Genomic DNA, 18,507 nt, shown 5'->3' with positions numbered 1-18,507 from the left:
GGACACCATGGAACGCGTTGCACCAGAGATCACACTGATTGCCCAGCCGGACGATCCGCTGCCATGGGGGAAGGCCGCGCTGCTTGGCCTCCAGCATGTGCTGGCGATGGACGTCTATATCGTGCCGTTCATCATCGCATCGGTGCTCGCCTTCAGCGTTGGCGATGCCGGCGCCTTCATCCAGTCCGCCTTCGTCGCGGCGGGCATCGCGACATTGATCCAGTCGCAGTTCCTGATGCGGCTGCCCGTCGTCCAGGGGCCGTCCTTCGTTCCGATCGGCGCGGTGCTGGCCATCGCCTTCGGAGCAGGCGGCGGTATTGCCGGCCTTTCCGCTGTGGTCGGCGCGCTTATCCCGGGCGCCATACTGGTCATGCTGATTGGGTCCCCGACGAAGATCTTCCATCGCCTCGTCAACCGCTTCGTGCCGCCCATCGTCGGTGGCGCGATCATCATCGTCGTCGGCGTAGCCCTGATGCCCGTGGCGCTTAAGGAAAGCGTGTTCGCGGTTCACGGCACCGCCACGGTCGGCGGCAACATCATCCTCGCCTTTATCTCGGCGGCGTTTCTCGTCGGCTGCATGCTGACAGGCATGGCGCTTGGTTCGAAAGGTGCCTGGCTGCGCCTGCTCTCGGTTATAATCGCCCTGGTGGCCGGAAGCGTGGCCGCCGCCTTCATGGGCCAGTTGAACATGTCGGGCGTCTCCGCCGCGACCTGGTTTTCCATGCCGCGCATCGCGTTCTTCAACCTGGACGTGACGTTCTCGCTGTCGGCGACGCTGACGATGCTGATCGTCTATATCGTCGTTCTCGCCGAGACCACTGGCACCTGGTTCGCGGTCGGCGCCGTCATCGACAAGCCGCTGTCGGATGAGCAACTCGACAAGGGCGCCACGGGTGAGGGCTTGGGTTGCCTGATCAGCGCGCTGCTCTGCAGCACGCCGGTCACCGGCTATTCGTCCAATGCCGGCATCATTGCCATCACCGGCATCGCCAGCCGCGCTGCCTTTGCGGCGGCCGGCATCTTCCTGGTGCTGTTCGGGCTGATCGGAAAGCTCTCGGCGGTCATCGCGTCGATACCGGGGCCGGTCATCGGCGGCGTCTTCGGCGTGCTTTGCGTCGTCATCGCCATGAACGGTTTTCGCGTTGTGCGCGGCACGCCGCTGAACGAGAGGAACATGCTGGTCATCGGCCTGCCGATCCTCATGGCGCTGTTCGCCACGCTGGCGCCACCGGACTTCGTCAAGACGCTTCCAGACATCGCGCAGTATATCCTCGGCTCATCGATCGCATTCGGCGCCGTCTGGGCCATCGTGCTGCACCAGATCCTGCCGAACTCCCGATAAACGCGGCACAACGAGTCGGGCACCCTCGATGCCCGACTCGCCAACAGACGACGTTCCGAGCGGCAAGGGTGCAGGCTCCGCCACGATCCGGCCTGTCTTGATTTTGTCATGTCACGGGTCTAAGCGGCGGGTGCACTGGGGGGTGCATTCGCTGAACACCCCTGCAATCCGACACGACGCGTCAATCCGAACGCACCCTTTAATCCGGCAGGGGAGATCTGGCGATGATCAAGGCTTTCGTCGTGGACAATGATCGCCTGCGCGTCGTCGATGACCTCATGCAGAATGGCGAAAACGTCGTCTGGGCGGACCTGCTCAACCCGACGAAGGAAGAAGAAGCAACCATCGAGGGCTGGCTCGGCGTTGCCATCCCGACCCGCGAGGAGATGGAGGAGATCGAGATCTCCAGCCGCCTCTATGTCGAGGACGGCGCCTATTTCATGACCGCCACGCTGCCTGCCCAGACCGAGGTCGACGATCCGCTGATGTCGCCGGTCACCTTCGTGCTCGCCGGCACCAGGCTGATCACCGTGCGCTACCACGAGCCCAAGGCATTCAAGACCTTTCCGCAGCGCGCCGAGAAGGTGGTGATGGGCTGCACCAGCGGCGACACCATCCTGATCGGGCTGCTGGAGGCGATCGTCGACCGCCTCGCCGACATACTGGAACGCGCCGGCCGCGATATCGAGACCATCTCGCGCGACATCTTCCAGGCCACCTCGACCAAGGTTTCCAAGCGCAATCGGGATTTCCAGGAATTGCTCAAGGGAATTGGCCGCAAGGAGGACATCGCCTCCTCGGTGCGCGACAGCCTGATCTCGCTGCAGCGCCTCGCCGGCTTCTTCGCCCATGCCTCGACCCGCATGAAGATGAGCAAGGACACCAAGGCGCGCATCAAGACGCTGTCGCGCGACGTGCTGTCGCTCGCCGACCACGCCACCTTCCTGTCTCAGAAAATCTCCTTCCTGCTCGACGCGACGCTCGGCATGATCTCGATCGAGCAGAACGCCATCATCAAGATCTTCTCGGTCGCCGCCGTCATCTTCCTGCCGCCGACGTTGGTCGCCTCGATCTACGGCATGAATTTTGACATCATCCCCGAACTCAAATGGAACTTCGGCTACCCCTTCGCCATCGCCATGATGGTGCTGTCGGCCATCCTGCCCTACTGGTATTTCCGCCGTCGCGGCTGGCTCTGAGCCTTTGCTGCCCGCAGACCTCGACAGTCTGGCGCACTAGAAAATACTTGACCTGACCGCGTCCGGCCTTCATCCGGGAACGCCGATCCGTCGCACCCGCATGTTCTTCAACCGGATTTGAAATATGACCGGAAAGACTTCTGTTCCCGGAAAGACCTGGACCTACGATGATTTCATGGAGGGCACATCGCTCGACCTCGGCACCAAGCTGGTAAGCGCCGAAGAGATCATCGAATTCGCCGGGGAGTTCGACGCCCAGCCGATGCATCTCGACGAGGAAGCCGGCAAGGCGAGCATCCTCGGCGGACTGGCGGCTTCGGGCTGGCACACCTGCGCCATGTTCATGCGCATGCTGTGCGATGCCTTCCTGCTGGACTCGACATCGCAAGGGGCGCCCGGCGTGGACTATGTCAAATGGAAGAAGCCGGTGCTGGCCGGGGACATGCTCTCCGGTAAAACCACCGTCCTTGCCAAGCGCGTTTCGAAATCGAGGCCGCGGCTTGGCCTCGTCACCATGCGCAGCGAATTGTTCAACCAGCGCGGTGAAAGCGTCTTTGAATTCGAGAATACCTGCATGTTCCTCACGCGTGAGGCGCTGGGATGACCCTCGACGAGTTCTTCCGCATAGGCACCACCGTCACGCTCGGCTCGCACAGGTTCGAGCCGGAAGAGATCAAGGCCTTCGCCCGCAAATACGACCCGCAGGTCTTCCACGTCGACGAGGAAGCGGCCAAGGCCAGCGTACTCGGCGGTCTCTGCGCCTCCGGCTGGCACACCGCCGCAACCTGGATGAAATACAACCTTGAAGCCCGCATGGACGCCGAAGGCTGGACCGGCCCGGGCCCCGTCCCGGAATTTGGCCCCTCACCCGGCTTCAAGAACCTGAAATGGCTGAAGCCGGTCTATGCCGGCGAAACGGTGACCTTCACCCGCACCGCCCTTTCCCATCGCCCCATCGCCTCACGCCCTGGCTGGCGTCTGCTGGCGCTGCGCTCGGAGGCTTTCGATTCGACCGGCGACAAGGTGCTGGAGTTTGAGAGCGCCGTGCTGGTGAAGACGGAGTAGCTGAGCCCTTCCCTTCTCCCCTTGTGGGAGAAGGTGGCCTCGCGAAGCGAGGTCGGATGAGGGGTGCTCCAGCTTGGCGGACACCTTCATCCAAGATCGGCGGTCCAGCACACGGCAAGAGATGGCCAGCGCTGCGCTCCGTCCAACACCCCTCAACCGTCTCGGCGCTGCGCGCCGATCCACCTTCTCCCACAAGGGGAGAAGGTAAAAACGCTCAATGCCCCTCGAACCCGATCAGCGTCCTCACCGGCACGCCGAGCGCCTCAAGCTTGGCGCGGCCGCCGAGATCCGGCAGGTCGATCACAAAGCAGGCGGCGAGGATATCGGCGCCGATCTGGCGCAGCAGCTTGACCGCCGCCTCCGCCGTGCCGCCGGTGGCGATGAGATCGTCGACCAGGATCACCTTCTCGCCGGGGGCGACGCCGTCCTTGTGCATCTCCATCTCGTCCAGCCCATATTCCAGGCTGTAGGCGACGCGCACCGTCTCGAAGGGCAGCTTGCCCTTCTTGCGGATCGGCACGAAGCCGGCCGAAAGCTGGTGGGCGACAGCGCCGCCCAGGATGAAGCCGCGCGCCTCGATGCCGGCGATCTTGTCGATCTTCTGGCCGGCATAGGGATGCACCAGCTCGTCGATGGCGCGGCGGAAGGCGCGTGCGTTGCCGAGCAGCGTGGTGATGTCGCGAAACAATATGCCGGGCTTGGGATAATCGGGAATGGTGCGGATCGCGGCGAGCAGCTCGTCTTCAAGTGAAGGTTTCATGAGGCGGCTCTCCGGGTAATCCAGCTTCGGCTGACAGGTGTGAAACGGCGCCGGTGCCCGGCGCGACCGATAACGGCTAGCGCGATGTGGCGGCCGAGACAAGCGTGTCCGGCAAAGGATTGGACTCGCTCGCCTTGTCCCACGCCTGGGCGGCGATCTTCCAGCTCCCCTCGCTTTTCACCAGGAGCATCATTTCGACCGAGCGACTGGTCCCGGCCCCGTTCTCGATCATCTCAGCCCCGGCCGCCGCGATCGCGATGTTGCCGAAGACATGGATATCGATCCCAAGCACGGTCTCGTCGAATGTCCTGAGCGACGTCTCCGACAACTTACGCATCCGCTCGACGAAAGCGCCGACGCCGATCGGTTTGGCAGGGCGGGCGGCGGGAAAGAGGCTGGCTTCGGCCAGGAAATCCCCGGCGAAACCGTCCCAGCCCGGAGCGTGCCCCTCGCCCCAACTCAGGCTCTCGAACTGGCTGATGATGATCGCCCTGATCGCGTCCCTATCACCTTGGCCTTCACTGTCCGGCATGGGCATCCCTCCTCCCGCAGATTACCTGAAACGGAGATTTTCGCGTGACAATTGTCCGATCGTGGTGCAGCCCATCAGCTTCATGCCGCGCTCGATCTCGACGCGCATCTGTTCAAGCGCCCGTTCGACGCCCGGCTGGCCCGCCGCCGCCAGCGGGAACAGGTAGTAGCGGCCGACGCCGACGGCCTTGGCGCCGAGCGACAGCGCCTTCAGCACATGCGTGCCGCGTTGCACGCCGCCATCCATGATCACGTCGATCCGGTCGCCGACGGCATCGACGATCTCGGCAAGCTGGTCGAACGCCGCCCGCGAGCCGTCCAGCTGCCGGCCGCCATGGTTGGACAGCACGATCCCGCTGCAGCCGATCTCTACCGCACGCCTGGCATCCTCCACCGACATGATGCCCTTGAGGCAGAACGGCCCCGGCCACAGCCTGACCATCTCGGCGACGTCGTCCCAGGTCATAGACGGATCGAGCATCTCGGTAAAATAGCGGCTGATCGACATCGTGCCGCCACTCATGTCGACATGCTCGTCCAGTTGCGGCAGCTTGAACCCCTCATGGGTGAAATAGTTGATCGCCCAGGCTGGTTTCAGCGCGAACTGCAGCATGCCGGCGAGGTTGAGCTTGAAGGGGATGGCAAAGCCGGTGCGCTTGTCGCGCTCGCGGTTTCCCCCGGTGATGCTGTCGACGGTCAGCATCATCACTTCGACGCCAACCTCCCTGGCACGCTGCATCATCGCCCGGTTGAGGCCACGATCCCGATGGAAATAGAACTGGTAGACTTGTGGGGCGTTGCTGATCTTGCGCGCCTCCTCGAGGCTGACAGTGCCGAGCGAGGACACGCCGAACATCGTTCCGTACTTGGCCGAAGCCTTGGCGACCGCGCGCTCGCCCTGGTGATGGAACAGGCGCTGCAAGGCGGTCGGCGAGCAGTAGACCGGCATTGCCAGCTTCTGGCCCATCACCGTCACCGACATGTCGACCTCGCTGACGCCGCGCAGGACATTGGGAACGAGGTCGCAGCTCTCGAAGCTTTCGGTGTTGCGGCGATAGGTGACCTCGTCGTCCGCCGCGCCGTCGATATAGTTGAAGATCGGACCCGGCAGCCGACGTTCAGCCATGCGGCGGAAATCGGAAAAATTGTGACAGTCGCTGAGCCGCATCGTCGAATTCCAGACGCCATGGGACAAGCCTTTCGCCGCCCTTCATGCGTCGAATATCAATCCGGCGTCCCCGTGCCAACGGAGTAATTGCCGAGCGACCCCCTGATCATGGCCACGCGTGCGAAGAGGGGCGCCCGAAGCGCCCCTCTTCTCGAGAACCGCCAGCGAAGGCTTACATGCCGAGGTCGGAGCGAAGCTCGGCCTTGGCCACGTCGTATTCGGCCTTGAAATCGTCCCGGTTGAGCAAGACAGCGGCAATGACGCTGCCGGAGATCTTGCCCATCTCGACGTCGGACGGATAATGGATGCCGCCAACGACGCGGTTGTGGGCGTACTCAGCCGCCCGCGCCATGATCTCGGCGCGTTTTTCCGGAACCATGTCTGCGAGGATGATGCCCATCATGGTGCCGACAGTGGCGTGTCCGGACGGCCAGGACCCGGAGCTGGACAGCTTGACGGCGGGCTTCACGAGATCGCTGAGCTGATGCGGACGCGGGCGCTTCCACACATCCTTGGCCGGATCGACCACAGCGCCCTCGGTGGCCACAACGCGATCGAAGAAGGCTGAGAATTTCGGCAGCGCTTCCTTGTTGAACTTCGGCCCCATGACGTCGGCGAAGCGCCAGACATTCTCCTCGGCATCGGCGACGGCACTGGCCACCATCTCGGGCGTGCGCGTCACCTGCAGCGTCAGCACCACCAATCTCGGCCTTGGTTTGGGCAGAATCATTCGCCGGCGGCGGCGGCAGGATCATCGTCAGGTCGATGTCCTTGTTGGTGATGAACGGCTGGGCGTCTTGCGCGTTCGCAGCGGAGCCGACTATGAGCAGCAGCAAGCCTGCCGCAAGCGATACATATCTTTTCATGGAGCGATCCTTCGATGAGAGCGGCGGAGGATCGCCAGATATCGCGACGGTCATGTGACATGGCAGGCCACGGAAAATGAAAAGGGCGCCTCGCGGCGCCCTTTTCAAAATTCCTTGGCCGCGCGATCTAGTGCGCCACGCCGTCCCACACCTTGCGCTTGGTGAGATAGACCAGCGCGCCGAACAGCAGGAGGAAAAACAGCACGCGGGTGCCGGTCTTCTTGCGGTCTTCCATATGCGGCTCGGCCGCCCACATCAGGAAGGCCGAAACGTCGCGGGCATACTGGTCGACGGTCTGTGGCGAACCGTCATCATAGGTCACTGCGCCATCGGAAAGCGGCTTGGCCATCTTCAGCGACACGCCGGACATGAAATGCGGATTGTAATGCGTGCCCTCGGGGATGACCATGCCCGCTGGCGGCGTCTGGTCGAAACCGGTTAGCAGAGAATGGATATAGTCGGGACCGCCTGCGTCATACTGCGTGAAGATGTCGAAGACGAATTGCGGAAAGCCACGCTCGACGCCGCGCGCCTTGGCCAGCAGCGACATATCGGGCGGGGCAGCGCCGCCGTTGGAGGCTGCGGCTGCTTCCTCATTGGCGAACGGCGCCGGGAAATGGTCGGACGGCTTGCCGGGACGGTCGAACATCTCGCCGGCATCGTTGGGGCCGTCGTGGATGGTGTACGAGGCGGCAAAAGACTTTACCTGCGCTTCGGAGTAACCGAGGTCCGTCAGCGTGCGGAACGCCACCAAATTCATCGAATGGCAGGCCGAGCAGACTTCCTTGTAGACCTTCAGGCCGCGCTGCAGCTGCGCCTTGTCGTAAGTTCCAAACGGACCGGTGAAGCTCCAGCCCATCTCCTTCGGCTCTTCCATCGGGAAATGCGTCGGCGCGGCCGCGTTGTGCGCCTCTTCGGCTGCGAACGCCCAAGTTCCGGCGGCCCCAGTGCCGGCGGCCACAAGGCCGATCAGCGCCAGCGAGGTGAGAATCTTTTTCATGCCAAATCCCCTTAGATTCTCTACCGCTCAGCCCTTGGTCTCTGGCGCGGCCGTGGCGCCCGCCGGATGTGCGCTGCCGCCCTTGTTCTTCTCAAGCACCGCTTCGGTGATCGAATTCGGCAACCGCCGCGGCGTCTCGATCAGGCCGAGCACCGGCAGCGCGATCAGGAAGAAGGCGAAGTAGAACAGCGTCGCCATCTGCGCCATGAACACATAGCTGCCTTCCGCAGGCTGCGAGCCCAGCCAGCCGAGCAGGATGGCGTCGGCGACGAACAACCAAAAGAACAGCTTGTACCAGGGCCGGTAGACCGCGGAGCGCACCTTGGACGTGTCGAGCCAAGGCACCAGGAACAGCATGACGATGGCGCCGAACATGCACAGCACGCCGCCGAGCTTGGAGTTGATCGGCCCGACATTGAAGGTGATGGCGCGCAGGATTGCGTAGAACGGCAGGAAGTACCATTCCGGCACGATATGGGCCGGCGTCTTCAGCGGATTGGCAACGATGTAGTTGTCCGGATGGCCGAGATAGTTCGGCAGGAAGAAGACGAAATAGGCGAAGATGAACAGGAACACGATCATGCCGAACGCGTCCTTGATGGTCGCATAGGGTGTGAAGGCGACGGTGTCGGTCTTCGACTTGACCTCGATGCCGGTCGGGTTCGACTGGCCGACGACGTGCAGCGCCCAGACGTGCAGCACGACGACACCGGCAATCATGAAAGGCAGGAGATAGTGCAGCGCGAAGAAGCGGTTGAGCGTCGGATTGTCGACGGCGAAGCCGCCGAGCAGCAGCTGCTGGATCCAGTTCCCGACAAGCGGAATGGCTGAGAAGAAGCCGGTGATGACGGTGGCACCCCAGAAGCTCATCTGGCCCCACGGCAGCACGTAGCCCATGAAGCCGGTTGCCATCATCAGGAGGTAGATGATGCAGCCGAGGATCCACAGAAGCTCGCGCGGCGCCTTGTAGGAGCCGTAATAAAGCCCCCGGAAGATGTGCATGTAGACGGCGATAAAGAAGAACGAGGCGCCGTTGGCATGCATGTAGCGCAAGAGCCAGCCGGAATTCACATCGCGCATAATCTTCTCGACCGAGCCGAAGGCGAGATTGGTGTCAGCCGTATAGTGCATGGCCAGCACGACGCCGGTGAGGATCTGCGCCACCAGCATGATCGACAGGATGCCGCCGAAGGTCCACATGTAGTTGAGGTTGCGCGGCACCGGGTAGGAGACAAAAGAATCATGGATCAGCCGCGGCAGCGGCATGCGGGCGTCGAACCAGCGTTCGATACCGGTCTTGGGCGTATAGGTCGAGTGTCCCTCGCTCATGGAAATATCCCCCTGCCTCAACCGATAAGGATCTTGGTATCGGAAATGAACTTGAATACCGGCACTGCCATATTTTCAGGCGCCGGTCCTTTGCGGATGCGGCCGGCGGTGTCGTATTGCGAACCGTGGCACGGGCAGAACCAGCCGCCGAAATCGCCTTCCTGGCCGAGCGGAATGCAACCCAGATGCGTGCAGACCTGAACCATCACCATCCAGGCTTCCTTACCGGGCGTGGTGCGGTTGGCGTCGGTTGCCGGAGCGTCGGCCGGCAGGTTGGCGTTGCGGGCGATCGGGTCCTTCAGATCCGTGAGGCTGACGGCTTCGCCGTCCTTCATCTCTTTGTCGGTGCGGTTGCGCACCACGACCGGCTTGCCGCGCCACTTGACGATCAGCGACATGCCCGGCGTCAGCGAGCCAACGTCGACTTCCACCGAAGCGAGCGCCAGCGTCGAGGCATCGGGACGCATCTGGTCGATGAACGGCCACGCGAACGCACCCGCGCCAACCACAGCGGCCATGCCGGTTGCGACGTAGAGAAAGTCTCGACGATTGGGATCGTGGATTTCGGTTGCGCTCACGGGTGCCTGATCCTTTCGCCTCTTCCGCGCCGGTGGCTGAGCCTTGTTCCCCGCTCATTCACGCCAACCCGACAGCGCATGGCGAACAGGCTAGCGAATTCCTCCGGCATTTGGACTTCGGTTTATGCGTGAAGCCCGTTTTTGTCCAGACGGGTGAAGGCACATGGGCAGATTGTCGCGGGGACAAAATACCCTATCGCGCGACAAGACGGCGAACGGCCGTGAAACGCCGCTAAACGGCAGGGAAACAACCGCAAATCCGCTGCCCCTGTTCGCCTCGACACAAGAGGCTGGCCGGGTCTATCCTGCTCCTCATGGCGCATGTCATCGATCGCGAGGAATGGGCCGTTCGCCCCGACCGCTGGAAGGGCGAACTGCAATGCGGCGTCCACGGCTCCAACTCCTGCCTGATCTTCAACTATCTGCCCGACGTCGGCGGCGGCCCGCGGCTGCACAAGCATCCCTACGCGGAGATTTTCATCATCCGGCAGGGGACCGGCCTGTTCACGATCGGCGACCAGGAAATCGAGGCCTCCGCCGGCCAGATCGTCATCGTGCCGCCCGGCACGCCGCATAAATTCACCAATCTCGGTCCAGGTCCGCTGGAGACGACCGACATCCACGAAAACGGAACGTTCATCACCGAGTGGCTGGAGTGACCATGATCCCGAACCGAAGGTCAGCGTAAGCAAAAAACCGGTTTTCGAAAAAGATCACGGTCCAACAGAAAAGGGCTATTTCGCGCCGACCCTGACGAGGACGGCCCTTGGGATATCGTATTCGCGGATCACCGCGTCGTGCTTCCTCAAGCCGCACAGTTCGCGCTGGATGAAGTAGCCGTGCACTGCCTCTGCCGCTTCCTTGAGAAGCCGGGGCCGGTGCTCGGCATTGTCGCCATTGTCGCGAAGCCTCGCCAACGTCCTCCACGCGCTGGCCGGCGCGGCCGAGCGCTGCCGCCTTCTCGGCGAGGATTTCATGACCAAGAGCGTCGAAGGCGGCTTCCGCCGCCGAGGTGCCGACAGACGGCGGGCGCAATGACATCTCAGCTTCCTTTCCCGTGTCCGGAGAGCATCATGCGGTGGGTGACGAATTCTTCGCCCTCCACGCGCTGGAAGCCAAGCCCCTCATAGAAAGGAAAGGCTTCCTTGGGCGCACGGGTGTTCAGGGCAGCGAAATATCGGCGGGCCCTTTCAATGACGGTTTGGACCAGCATGCGGCCAACACCGTTGCGGCGGTGACCAGCACTGACAAACAGGTGCCGGACCCGCCCCTGTCTCCCGTCGAAATAGGGATCGACGTTCAGCCCGCATACCCCGGCAAGGTTGCGGCCTTGCCATGCACCGTATAGCGCCTCCCCGCGCTTCAGGAACTTGTTGCGACCGCTTGCCCAGCCATCCGCCAGGCGCACCAGCATCCAGTACCCTTCCAGCCGGCTCTCTTGCTTCAGCGCGTCGAAGGCCTGGGTGGTCGGCCGAAGCCGCCTGAGCACATAGTCGGTCCGCGCCGCGCCGCCCATGCCCCCTACTCCGCCGGCCTCGTCTCTTCCAGAACGCTGTCCTCGTGATACAGGAAGCCGCCGGACTGGCGCTTCCACAGCCGCGCATAGAGCCCGTCCAGCGCCACCAGTTGGTCATGCGTGCCCTGTTCGACGATCCGGCCGCCATCGAGCACCACCAGCCGGTCGAGTGCAGCGATGGTCGACAGCCGGTGCGCGATGGCGATGACCGTCTTTCCTTCCATCAGCCGCGTCAAATTCTCCTGGATCGCCGCCTCGATGTCGGAATCGAGCGCCGACGTCGCTTCGTCCAGCACCAGGATCGGCGCGTCCTTGAGGAAGACGCGGGCGATCGCCACGCGCTGGCGCTGGCCGCCCGACAGCTTCACGCCGCGCTCGCCGACAAAGGCCTCGTAGCCGACGCGGTCCCGGTTATCGCGCAGGTTCAGGATGAACTCATGCGCCTCCGCCTTCCTGGCCGCGGCGATCACCTCGGCGTCGGTCGCATCGGGCATGCCAAGCTTGATGTTGTCGCGCAGCGACCGGTGGAACAGTGCTGTATCCTGGCTGACGACGCCGATATTGGCGCGCAGCGAATTCTGCGTGACCTTGGAAACGTCCTGCCCGTCGATGGTGATCTTGCCGCTCTCGATATCGTAAAGCCGCAGGATCAGGTTGACCAGCGTCGTCTTGCCGGCGCCGGACGGCCCGACCAGTCCGACCTTCTCGCCCGGCCGCACGACAAGGTCGATGCTGTCGAGCACGCCGGAACCCTTGCCATAGTGGAATTCAAGGTTCCGGACGTCGATGCGTCCGCCGGCCACGACCAGTTCCTTGGCGTCCGGCGCATCGACCAGCCCGAGCGGTTGCGAGATCAGCGCCTTGGAGTTTTCCAGTACGCCGAGATTTCTGAGGATACCGTTGAGCTGCATCATCAGCCGGCCGAGCAGCATGTTGAGCCGCAGCACCAGCGACAGCGTGAAGGCGACGGCGCCGACGGTGATCGAGCCTTCGACCCGGAGATAAACTGCAAAGCAGGCGATTGCCGTGATCATGAATCCCGACAGCGTCGTCAGCGCCATCCGCACGCCGGTCAGCCGGCGCGTGAAAGGACGCAGCGCGTCGAGATAGATGTCGAAGCCGCTACGAATATAGCGGTCGTCACCATCGGCCGAGAACAGTTTCAGCGTCTGCACGTTCGAATAGGAATCGACGATGCGGCCATTGATCATCGAGCCGGCTTCGGCGGTTGCCTCGGCATGCTTGCGAATCGCCGGCAGATATAGTTTTGCCAGAAAGCCGAAGGCGGCGATCCAGACCACCACCAGCGCGGCCAATCGCAGGTCAAGCCCAGCGACCACCGCCAGCGTCGTCACCGTGTAGACGACCATGAACCAGACGACCTCGATGAAGCTCTCCATCAGGTCGCCGGTCGCCTGCCCCGCTTGCCAGACCTTGGTGGCGATGCGCCCGGCGAAATCGTTCTGGAAGAAGGCGTAGGACTGGCGCGAGACATGCCGGTGTGCCTGCCAGCGCACCAGATTGTAGAAGCCGGGCGTGATCGTCTGTTCGTCGACCAGCGCCGACAGCCCGACGACGATGGTGCGGATGACCAGCACCACCACGACCATGAACACCAGTTCGGGGCCGGCGGCATGCCACAAGGCTTGCCAACTGCGCGGGTTCGGAAGCTGGTCGAGAATGTCGACCAGCCGCCCGACGAAGTAGAACAAGCCGGCCTCGACCAGCGGCGCGATGCCGCCGATGACCATCATGGCGAAAAAGGCGAACTTCGCCTGGCCGACATAGTGCCAGATGAAGCCGCCAACGCTGGCCGGGGGCCGAAGGTTCGCCGGCTCCCGGAACGGGAAGACCCAATTCTCGAACCAGCGATAAATGGCAGTCATCATGCGGCGGCCATCATTCTGCGGCTTGCCCCTTTGCTAGTGCGTCGTTGGCGGCGTCAACCGGACCGTCCTCAAGCAGGAACCCGCCCGACTGTCGTTGCCACAGCTGCGCATAGAGCCCGCCCCTGGCGACGAGATCCTCATGCGAACCTTCCTCGATGATCCGGCCCTTGTCCATCACCACCAGCCTGTCCATGGCGGCGATGGTCGACAGCCGGTGGGCAATGGCGATGACGGTCTTGCCTTGCATGAGCTTGTAGAGGTTCTCCTGGATCGCCGCCTCGGCCTCGGAATCGAGCGCGGACGTCGCCTCGTCGAGAATGAGGATCGGCGCGTCCTTCAGCATAACGCGGGCAATGGCGATGCGTTGCCGCTGGCCGCCGGACAATTTGACGCCGCGGTCGCCGACATGGGCATCGAACCCCTTGCGGTCACCGGCATCCGAAAGCCCGCCGATGAAGTCCAGCGCCTCGGCGCGCCGCGCCGCCTCGACAAGCATCTCGTCTGACGCATCGGGCCGGCCATAGAGGATGTTCTCGCGCACCGAACGATGCAGCAGCGAGGTATCCTGCGTGACCATGCCGATCTGCGCGCGCAGCGAATCCTGCTTCACAGCAGCGATCTCCTGGCCGTCGATCAGGATCTTGCCGCTCTCCAGATCGTAGAAGCGCAAGAGGAGGTTGACCAGCGTCGACTTGCCGGCGCCGGAGCGGCCGACAATGCCGACCTTTTCGCCCGGCTTCACCGCCAGCGACAGGCCTTCGATGACACCCTTCTGCTTGCCGTAGTGGAAGCCGATGTTATCGAAGCGGATCTCGCCCTTGGACACGGCGATATCCCCGGCATCCGGCCTGTCCTCGACAAGGCGTGGCATTGAGATCGAGGCGATGCCGTCCTGCACCGTGCCGATGTTCTCGAACAGGCCCGACATTTCCCACATGATCCACTGCGACATGCCCCAGAGCCTGAGCACCAGGCCGATGACCACGGCGACCGCGCCGATCGTCACCGCCCTGGTTCAGCCATAGCCACAGCGAGATCGCGGTGACCGAAAACAGCAGCAGCGAATTCATGATGTAGAGCAGGCCGTAGAGCACCGTCACCAGCCGCATCGACCGGTAGACCGTGTCGAGGAAACCGCCCATGCCCTCCTTGGCGAAGGAGGATTCGCGGCGCGCGTGGCTGAACAGCTTGACCGTCTGGATGTTGGAGTAGCTGACGACGCGGCCGGTCATGATCGAGCGCGCATTGGCCTGCTCCTCGCCAACCCTGCCCAGGCGCGGGATGAAGTAGCGCAGCAGCAGGATGTAGCTGACCAGCCAGACGCCGAGCGGGGCGGCCAGCCGCAGATCGGCCGAGCCAACGATGTACAGCATGCCCAGGAAATAGACGATGACGTAATTCAGGACGTCCATCAGCTTGATGACGCAGTCGCGCACGGCGAGTGCCGTCTGCATCAGCTTGGTGGCGATGCGGCCGGCAAACTCATCCTGGTAGAAGCTCATCGACTGCTTGAGCAGGTAGCGATGCACCTGCCAGCGGATGCGCATGGGATAGTTACCCATCAGCGTCTGCTGGTTGAGCAGCGAATGCAGCCATACCGTGCCGGGCAGCGCGAACAGCACGATGAAGGCCATGCCGGCGAGCTTCCAGGTTTCCGTCTGCAGGAAAGTTTCGCGGTTCTGAGCCGACAGCCAGTCGACGATGCTGCCGAGGAAGCCGAACATCCAAACTTCAGCAATGGCGATGGCCGCCACCAGCACCGCATCGATCAGGATATAGGGCCACGCGCCCCGCGTGTAGTGCACGCAAAAGGCAACCAGCGTCTTCGGCGGCTCGACCGGTTCCTCCGCGGGGAACGGATCGAGCCTTTTTTCAAACCAGGCAAACATCGTATCGGCACTCTTCAAATATGCGAGGGGTGGGTAATCCTGGTCCCCGGTTAAGCGGCAAGCGAACGCATGCCACTTACGGCCGACGGCTCGGATTCACCCGAGTCGCCGGTGTTGCTTCGGCCAATATAGGATGCCGACGACGTTTCGCCGACAGGCTGGTTCGACGATGCTGACGCCACCGTGGTGACAGTGCGGATCTTCGGCCGGATCAGCCGGATGATCCGGCGCACCAGCGAAGGCCGGCTCGGATCGGGAACCGCGCGCGAGAAATCGACATCCGGCAGCATCCCGCGATGCGGACGGCGGCGCGTCTGGGCGTGAACCGCCGACGAATAGGTTTCGCCGATCAGCAGCGCCCACGTCGCCATCTTCTGCTCGTGCAGGCTCCTTGAGCCAGGTATTCTGTAGGGATCGAACATCGGTCCGTCCTCCGTGTGAAAATAGAGATAAAAAGGCGAGGCAACGTCGTCCGCCGGCATTCGGCCGGAGGCGCGGATTGCGTCGCTCGAGACACGACGGCCAGCGTCGGTCTGGACACGCTCAGGTGGGGCGTTCAGCCCTTTTGACTTTTTGAAAAACATCGCAGGATTCCTTCGAGAGCCGAAAAAGCGTTTCGGCGGGAATCGGCGCGATCAAGTCTTAGAGAGTCAGGAGAATCGTCGTACCGAAACCGCCGTGGAGCGTACAAGTCCACGAGAGGGGCGCTGGATGTGCATGGCCATCATGAATTACCCCTCCATCGGTTCGGGTTGACAATGGTCGGCGTATACAAGACTTCGAAGAAAATGGCCACCCGCGGGTCCAGGAATTTCCAAAACCGCCGGGCTCCTGTGGCCGATCCGCCACTTATTAGCAGGACGTGGAAATGAACGACCGTCTCCGCATCGCGCTCTACCAGCCGGACATCGCCGGCAACACCGGCACAATCCTGCGCTTCGCCGCGTGCCTCGGCCTTGGCGTCGACATCATCGAACCGGCTGGCTTCCCGCTCTCCGACCGGGCGTTGAAACGCGCCGGCATGGACTACATCGAAATGGCTGACATGACCCGGCATGCCGACTGGCACGCCTTCCAGGATTGGCGCAAGGCGGCCGCGCGGCGGCTGGTGCTGCTGTCGACCAAAGCCACGACCGCCTACACCGACTTCGCCTTCGCCGATCGCGACATCCTGCTGTTCGGCCGCGAATCCGCAGGCGTGCCAGATCCTGTCCACGAGGCGGCGGAAGCGCGGCTGACGATCCCCATGCAGGGTGCCGCGCGCAGCATCAACGTCGCGCTGTCCGTCGCCATGGTCTCCGGCGAAGCCATCCGGCAGCTCCGATAGCAAGCCATCGGCAGGCATGGCGATCAGTGCCTCCTCGCCGCCCGCGACAAGCCCCTCTTGCGTCATTCTCACCCAAGCGCACATCACGTTCTCCTGCGGTTTGCAAATCTTTGGCTTTCTGGCTACAAGCTCAAGTTAACTTGAGGTCAAGCGGAAAAGTCGGTAATGGCGCCAGTAACGGAATTGACGGTCGGCCAGGTGGCCGCGCGCAGCGGAGTGGCGGTGTCGGCGCTGCATTTCTATGAGGCGCGCGGTCTGATCCGCAGCCACCGTACATCGGGCAACCAGCGCTACGGCCGCGACGTGCTGCGGCGCGTGGCAATCATCAAGGTCGCGCAGGAGGTCGGCATCTCCCTGGCCGAGATCGGCTACGCGCTTCAATCACTGCCGGAAGGTCGCACGCCGACGCGCGACGACTGGAACCTGCTGTCGACCGCCTGGCGCGACGGGCTCGACCAGAAGATCGCCCAGTTGAAGAAGCTGCGCGACGGGCTGACCGACTGTATCGGCTGCGGCTGCATGTCGATCGACAAATGCCCGCTGAGGAACCGGGGCGACCGGCTGGCAAGGGAAGGCACGGGCGCGAGAAGATTGCTGGTCGAAAGTTAGTCCGCCGCCGGCAGCCGCCTGATGGTGAATTCGATGAGGTCGCCCGGCCGCTCGAACCAGCTTTCGATCTCGGTCCAGTAGGCCTGTTTGGGGAAGCGCTCGAACCATTCCTGGGCCTTGAGGCGCGCATCGGAGCGCGGCAGGACGAAGGTTTCCCGCAGAAACCCATCTCTTGGCTTGTTGGCGCGTTCAGCCCGGCTTTGGTCGAGCCTTTTCTTCAGTCCATGCAGCGGCGGTCTTGCCGGCGTGCCCACGAAAGAACTCCTTGCCACCTGGCGCGTGAACCCGAAATCGGAATCGAGGTTCGGAAAGGACCAAGCACAAAACCAAGGTGTTGCAGCGCCGTTTTGCGCGTCCAAAGGACGCGTGGAGCTGTAACGGGACTTGACCCTGTCCCCTAAGAGATTAGGGATCGCGCCCAGAAAAGACGAGTCATTTGTGGACTCGCCGCCCGCCCAACCGGAGACGGCACTTGGAACGACCCGAAATACCCGCAGGCCTGCCCTCCGACATTGAAGAGAAGAAGATGAAGGCGCGGCTGTGGTTCGAGGCGCTGCGCGAACGCATATGCACCGGCTTCGAGCAGATCGAGCAGGATCTTGGCGGTCCGCTGGCCTCGTGGTCGCCCGGCCGCTTCGAAAAGACGCCCTGGGAACGCGACGAGGGCAAAGGCGGCGGCGGCACCATGTCGATGATGTATGGCCGCGTCTTCGAGAAGGTCGGCGTCCACACCTCGACCGTCCATGGCGAGTTCTCGCCGGAATTCAGGAAGCAGATGCCCGGCGCCGAGGAAGACCCGCGCTTCTGGGCATCAGGCATTTCGCTGATCGCGCATCCGTGGAACCCCAACGTGCCCGCCGTCCACATGAACACGCGCATGGTCGTCACCTCCCGCCAGTGGTTCGGCGGCGGCGCCGACCTGACGCCGGTGCTCGACCGCCGCCGCACGCAGGACGACCCCGACACCATCGCTTTCCATCGCGCCATGCAGTTTGCCTGCGAGAAGAACGCTGATGTCGCCGACTACCCGAAATTCAAGGCATGGTGCGACGAGTATTTCTACCTGTCGCATCGCAATGAACCGCGCGGCACCGGCGGCATCTTCTTCGACTGGCTGCATTCGGGCGAGGACAAGGGCGGCTGGAATGCCGACTTCAACTTCGTCCAGGATGTCGGACGCTCCTTCCTCGTCGTCTACGGCCATCTCGTGCGCGCCAACTTCAACGAGAACTGGACCGATGGCGACCGCGACGAGCAGCTCATCCGCCGTGGCCGCTACGTCGAGTTCAACCTGCTGCACGATCGCGGCACCATCTTCGGCCTGAAGACCGGCGGCAATGTCGCGGCCATCCTGTCCAGCCTGCCGCCGGAGGTGCGCTGGCCGTAGACTGTTGGTGAGCGGAGCGTGGTTCGTGCTTCCCACCCACCAATGGCGGGTG

General features: G+C 63.0%; 18 protein-coding genes and 3 pseudogenes. 8 read left to right on the top strand and 13 right to left on the bottom strand.

The genetic code is table 11. The features are described 5' to 3' along the window. The first annotated feature begins 7 nt into the window (after positions 1-7). The 4 genes from LGH82_RS26910 to LGH82_RS26895 all read left to right on the top strand — a co-directional run bounded on the left by LGH82_RS26910 (position 8) and on the right by LGH82_RS26895 (position 3,606). Positions 8-1,342 carry a uracil-xanthine permease family protein gene (locus tag LGH82_RS26910; protein ID WP_227345627.1) on the top strand — a complete coding sequence of 445 codons (1,335 nt, stop codon included), beginning with the start codon at positions 8-10 and terminating at the stop codon, positions 1,340-1,342. Positions 1,343-1,566: 224 nt separating this feature from the next. Further along, positions 1,567-2,541 (top strand): magnesium/cobalt transporter CorA, encoded by a 975-nt coding sequence (corA, locus tag LGH82_RS26905; RefSeq protein WP_227345626.1) that lies wholly within the window; start codon positions 1,567-1,569, stop codon positions 2,539-2,541. Positions 2,542-2,665: 124 nt separating this feature from the next. Beyond that, complete coding sequence (locus LGH82_RS26900) at positions 2,666-3,145, top strand: MaoC family dehydratase (protein WP_227345625.1); 480 nt, start codon at positions 2,666-2,668, stop codon at positions 3,143-3,145. Continuing rightward, positions 3,142-3,606: a MaoC family dehydratase gene (locus tag LGH82_RS26895; RefSeq protein WP_227345624.1), complete on the top strand. Its 465-nt coding sequence runs from the start codon at positions 3,142-3,144 to the stop codon at positions 3,604-3,606. The genes LGH82_RS26900 and LGH82_RS26895 overlap by 4 nt, the downstream gene beginning before the upstream one ends. 214 nt (positions 3,607-3,820) lie before the next feature. On the opposite strand, the gene LGH82_RS26890 is transcribed toward LGH82_RS26895, so the two are convergent. From LGH82_RS26890 to petA, 7 genes and pseudogenes are all read right to left on the bottom strand, one after another. Further along, the gene (locus LGH82_RS26890) at positions 3,821-4,366 is read right to left on the bottom strand and encodes an adenine phosphoribosyltransferase (protein ID WP_227345623.1); all 546 of its coding nucleotides are present in this window, start codon (positions 4,364-4,366) and stop codon (positions 3,821-3,823) included. Between the two features lie 76 nt (positions 4,367-4,442). After that, positions 4,443-4,898 carry a hypothetical protein gene (locus LGH82_RS26885; RefSeq protein ID WP_227345622.1) on the bottom strand — a complete coding sequence of 152 codons (456 nt, stop codon included), beginning with the start codon at positions 4,896-4,898 and terminating at the stop codon, positions 4,443-4,445. A gap of 21 nt (positions 4,899-4,919) precedes the next feature. Beyond that, positions 4,920-6,065 (bottom strand): alpha-hydroxy acid oxidase, encoded by a 1,146-nt coding sequence (locus LGH82_RS26880; protein ID WP_227345621.1) that lies wholly within the window; start codon positions 6,063-6,065, stop codon positions 4,920-4,922. Positions 6,066-6,237: 172 nt separating this feature from the next. Beyond that, a pseudogene (locus tag LGH82_RS26875) lies at positions 6,238-6,931 on the bottom strand (acid phosphatase). A 127-nt stretch (positions 6,932-7,058) separates the two neighbouring features. After that, the gene (locus LGH82_RS26870; RefSeq protein ID WP_227345619.1) at positions 7,059-7,931 is read right to left on the bottom strand and encodes a cytochrome c1; all 873 of its coding nucleotides are present in this window, start codon (positions 7,929-7,931) and stop codon (positions 7,059-7,061) included. A gap of 27 nt (positions 7,932-7,958) precedes the next feature. Then, the gene (locus LGH82_RS26865; protein WP_227345618.1) at positions 7,959-9,260 is read right to left on the bottom strand and encodes a cytochrome b; all 1,302 of its coding nucleotides are present in this window, start codon (positions 9,258-9,260) and stop codon (positions 7,959-7,961) included. A gap of 17 nt (positions 9,261-9,277) precedes the next feature. Continuing rightward, the gene (gene petA, locus LGH82_RS26860; protein ID WP_227345617.1) at positions 9,278-9,838 is read right to left on the bottom strand and encodes a ubiquinol-cytochrome c reductase iron-sulfur subunit; all 561 of its coding nucleotides are present in this window, start codon (positions 9,836-9,838) and stop codon (positions 9,278-9,280) included. 314 nt (positions 9,839-10,152) lie between these two features. Between petA and LGH82_RS26855 the strand changes: the two genes are divergently transcribed. Further along, positions 10,153-10,497, top strand: a complete 345-nt coding sequence (locus tag LGH82_RS26855; RefSeq protein WP_227345616.1) for a cupin domain-containing protein — start codon at positions 10,153-10,155, stop codon at positions 10,495-10,497. Between the two features lie 75 nt (positions 10,498-10,572). On the opposite strand, the pseudogene LGH82_RS26850 reads toward LGH82_RS26855, so the two are convergent. The 5 genes and pseudogenes from LGH82_RS26850 to LGH82_RS26830 all read right to left on the bottom strand — a co-directional run bounded on the left by LGH82_RS26850 (position 10,573) and on the right by LGH82_RS26830 (position 15,716). After that, positions 10,573-10,879, bottom strand: a pseudogene (locus LGH82_RS26850) (DUF6665 family protein). A 1-nt stretch (position 10,880) separates the two neighbouring features. Beyond that, on the bottom strand, positions 10,881-11,354 hold the full coding sequence (locus LGH82_RS26845; protein WP_227345615.1) for a GNAT family N-acetyltransferase: 474 nt from the start codon (positions 11,352-11,354) through the stop codon (positions 10,881-10,883). A gap of 5 nt (positions 11,355-11,359) precedes the next feature. Then, the gene (locus tag LGH82_RS26840; protein WP_227345614.1) at positions 11,360-13,243 is read right to left on the bottom strand and encodes an ABC transporter ATP-binding protein; all 1,884 of its coding nucleotides are present in this window, start codon (positions 13,241-13,243) and stop codon (positions 11,360-11,362) included. A 10-nt stretch (positions 13,244-13,253) separates the two neighbouring features. After that, positions 13,254-15,132: pseudogene (locus LGH82_RS26835) on the bottom strand (ABC transporter ATP-binding protein). A 50-nt stretch (positions 15,133-15,182) separates the two neighbouring features. Beyond that, positions 15,183-15,716, bottom strand: a complete 534-nt coding sequence (locus tag LGH82_RS26830) for a hypothetical protein (RefSeq protein ID WP_227345613.1) — start codon at positions 15,714-15,716, stop codon at positions 15,183-15,185. A 284-nt stretch (positions 15,717-16,000) separates the two neighbouring features. Between LGH82_RS26830 and LGH82_RS26825 the strand changes: the two genes are divergently transcribed. Then, a complete protein-coding gene (locus LGH82_RS26825) occupies positions 16,001-16,459 on the top strand; it encodes a tRNA (cytidine(34)-2'-O)-methyltransferase (RefSeq protein WP_227345612.1) in 459 nt (152 codons plus the stop codon). 165 nt (positions 16,460-16,624) lie between these two features. Then, positions 16,625-17,068, top strand: coding sequence for a redox-sensitive transcriptional activator SoxR (gene soxR, locus LGH82_RS26820; RefSeq protein ID WP_227345611.1), 444 nt, complete (start codon positions 16,625-16,627; stop codon positions 17,066-17,068). On the opposite strand, the gene LGH82_RS26815 is transcribed toward soxR, so the two are convergent. Further along, on the bottom strand, positions 17,065-17,322 hold the full coding sequence (locus LGH82_RS26815; RefSeq protein WP_227345610.1) for a hypothetical protein: 258 nt from the start codon (positions 17,320-17,322) through the stop codon (positions 17,065-17,067). The genes soxR and LGH82_RS26815 overlap by 4 nt on opposite strands. A gap of 218 nt (positions 17,323-17,540) precedes the next feature. Between LGH82_RS26815 and hemF the strand changes: the two genes are divergently transcribed. Then, positions 17,541-18,455: an oxygen-dependent coproporphyrinogen oxidase gene (gene hemF / locus LGH82_RS26810; protein WP_227345609.1), complete on the top strand. Its 915-nt coding sequence runs from the start codon at positions 17,541-17,543 to the stop codon at positions 18,453-18,455. The last annotated feature ends 52 nt before the right edge of the window (positions 18,456-18,507 follow it).

The sequence above is a fragment of the Mesorhizobium sp. PAMC28654 genome, assembly GCF_020616515.1.
Classification (GTDB): domain Bacteria; phylum Pseudomonadota; class Alphaproteobacteria; order Rhizobiales; family Rhizobiaceae; genus Mesorhizobium.
This window is presented reverse-complemented; position numbering and strand designations above follow the sequence as displayed.